2 protein-coding genes are annotated in these 3,367 nt (G+C 32.5%); both read right to left on the bottom strand.

Annotated features, from left to right (window positions below):
• A partial coding sequence (locus BM211_RS25620) for a Cna B-type domain-containing protein (protein WP_141771709.1) occupies window positions 1-1,640 on the bottom strand: 1,640 nt, incomplete at its 3' end.
• 1,534 nt (window positions 1,641-3,174) lie between these two features.
• A partial coding sequence (locus BM211_RS25615; RefSeq protein ID WP_141771708.1) for an LPXTG cell wall anchor domain-containing protein occupies window positions 3,175-3,367 on the bottom strand: 193 nt, incomplete at its 5' end.

The following is a 3,367-nucleotide window of genomic DNA, read 5'->3' as shown; positions in this document are numbered from 1 at the left end:
GTTACTTCTTGTGTTGCGATTACTTTGCCGTTTTGCAGTAAATCTACCTTGATTGCACTTGGACGATCTGTTGCGTTATCGTCTTTCCACGTCTTTGTTCCTTCTACTTTTGTTAGTTGGACCACTTTTGTATTTATAATGTCATAACCTTTTACTTCGGATTTATATCCATCAACTGGTTGTTCTTTCACTTCATACTTATACACTTTGCCGTCTGTATCGTATGCAACTAAGTCTTTAAATTCATATTTCCAACCGCTTGCTTCTGTTACTTCTTGTGTTTTAATGACTTGACCATTTTGTAGTAAGTCTACTTTAATCTCTTTCGGACGATCTGCCGCATTGTCGCCTGTCCATGTTTTTGTTCCTGTAATGGATGTAGTCTTCACTTTATTCGAAATCGGTAGTTTAACTCCATTTACCTCATTTGATTTAACTTCAAAACTTACTTTTGTCTGAGAGTCGAAATCAATATACTCTGGAGCTGAAATCTCTTGTACATAATATTTCCCTGGTTGTAAATCAGAAATTTCAATTATCCCTTTTTCATTTGTTTTATATACATCCCCAAGTTGTTCACCTGACTCTTTATACAACTTAAACGAGACATTTTGTATTACTTTTTCTTCGTTACCTTCAAGATGCTTAACAATTCTTAACGTTCCTTTAGGAGGTAAATCACCTTGAATACCACCGCCAGATGTTACATTTGCGACTGTAGCACTACCCGATACAGAAACCGGTTGTTTGTATAGAAGTTGATAATCAGCTTTATAATCATTCTTAAAAGATTCTTGGTTCTTTCCGCTTTCCATTATCGTACTTGCATAAGAAACATTAAAAGACCTAGCACTTCCCATACTCCAGTTAATCACGACTTTAAATGAACGACCGCCGTCATCAAACTGAACATATCCATAACGTTGATCTTGAAATTGTTTAATAGTTAACTCCTCTACGTTATTAACTATTATTCGAAAACTATCTTTATTAAGTGTTTGGCCTTCCTGCAAACTATCAGACACAACAATATCTCTACCTAAATATTCTTTCTTGTTGTTTATCCTCAAGAACCAACGCACTTCATCGGGATTACTCGGTTGAATATAACCGGTTTTGCCGATAAATGGATCAGTCCCTGTACTACCACCGCTTGAACCAGTGATCGTGACAGTTTGTTTATCTAAATTCGTCCCTAAATTTGTTTCAACATTTGTTGTTTGTTCTACACGATTAGCTTCAACTGTAAAATAAAAATGTCCTCTGATATTGTGAAGTTTCTCCACCATATCATTAAATGTACATACCACCTTACCCGCAGTTACCTTACAAGTACCAAAATTAATACCTTGCTCATCATTTAATGGGATATCCCCCCCAAAGCCTGTTAATTCTCGAGGAAGTGTTAATGTTAACGTGTCTCCAGACTTCATATTATTTCCGGATTTATCACTGAAGGTTACATTTATTGTAGCCCGATCTCCTTGCTTCAATGTTTGTTTATCAAACGTAATACTATCCACAAATCCTGTTGTACTTAACTCTTGTGCATTTGCTATTATAGGCAGCAAACTCTGACCTATAGTAAACATAAAAATCATTATAATTGAAAAAATCGAAGTGGTTCTTTTTAAATGCATATGTTCCCTCCTGTAAATTTTGAATATAGATACAGTCCGGTACAAACTATAACAATGATTCTATTATTCAATGTCATTACGATGCTTTACTTAATTCTTAATAAATACTATCATCTTTTCTCTTTTTCAATCCTTCTATCACTTAGATAAAATAACACTTCCATCCGCAGGAGTCTTATCCCCCTATTTTTTACTTTTTTTGTACCTTAAGGTAGGAAGTCTTACCTTTATGCAAAATAAACGAGATTGCTTATTACATGTTATAAACTTAAATTTTCCCGATGTATGTCATCCACAACAACTCTGTTCTATATTGTTTAACAAGAATATTGACGAATATACGGAAAGGATTTCACATTACAAATACAAAGGTGAATGAACAACTTCATTAGGAAAAGATTATTCAAAAACAACGATGATAAAACATGTAACAGTTATTCGGCTTATTATGCTGTAAGGATTGTGAAACTTCTTTATACTAATTGCGAAAAAAACGTTTAGTACACAGGGGTATATGAACAGGCTACTTCACCCGACTCTGATACTGCCTCCTAAAAAAGCGAGAAGTAAAGTTTATAATTAAATGCAGCATAACAACTAAAGAATGTTATAGCTGTAAAACGTACTGAGATATTTGTATTCGAAAGGATACTATTGAGGATACGTTTTTTGTTATCATGAATCACGGGGATAATCGATCACCTTACACACGAAAACAAACATAAAACGCTCCTGACGAAGTTATGTTTATCTATGAAGATAAAAGCTATATTCTCCAAATCTAAATAAAGTGGGATAAAAAAAGTGAGGTGGATAAAAAAATATGATTACCAACCAAATAAAAAATTAAAATACATCTTTTTATTTTTGGAGTATATAAATGAGTATCGAGAAAAAGTACTTTGTCTAATGGTTTCTATAACTATGTAGAAAATTTGAAAGGACTCTATTTATACACATTTCATCTATTTATAAAGAGGTGTCAATTTTTCAAAATAAAATTAACTCCATCAATTACATTATGATTATGTATATAAGAGTAATGACAGTATTAAAATTGTGTAATTTATATTCCTTCACAATTTTATTAAATCATGAAAATGTAAGTTGTACCGTATGTACTATTTTAAACATAAAATACATACTTCCTTGACTAGATTAGAAATTTTAAAGATTACTTATTAATTTTGTAGATGTTTTGTAAGATGAGGCATCTTTTCACCCATGGCGTAGCTGCAGAAACATTATTGATCATCGTAATATATAATTCCACCAACTAATGATGTAAGCATGCCATTTTAGTGATTTTCAACATTAAAAAGAAATCCTTCCCACACCCATTATTGTCGAATTGCTAACAAAAAGCAAGAGTTAATTAACATCTCCTTATTTTCCCATTATCACTATAGAACCTTTATTAACAAATATCTTTAGAATTAAAAAAACCCTTTAGGTTTCATTCATTTCTTCATCTGCTCATGAAGTTTTTTGAATGATTTCCTAAAGGGGCTATCAATAATACCCTAAAATCTTTTTATTGTTTCATTCGTTGACGAGCGAATAAAATTCCACCTAAAACGAACAATACCATACCTCCAACAATTGAAATCATCTCTGCTGGTGTTCCTCCTGTTTTAGGAAGTAATACTGTCGTCTTATCGTTTTCTTTATTAGATGAATCTTTTGGATCTTCATTTGGACCTTTGTTCGGATCTTTTGGATCTTCA

It is taken from the genome of Bacillus sp. 491mf, from assembly GCF_900112415.1.
Classification (GTDB): Bacteria; Bacillota; Bacilli; order Bacillales; family Bacillaceae_G; genus Bacillus_A.
Note: the sequence above shows the minus strand (reverse complement) of the source record. Positions and strands in the feature narration are given on the sequence as shown.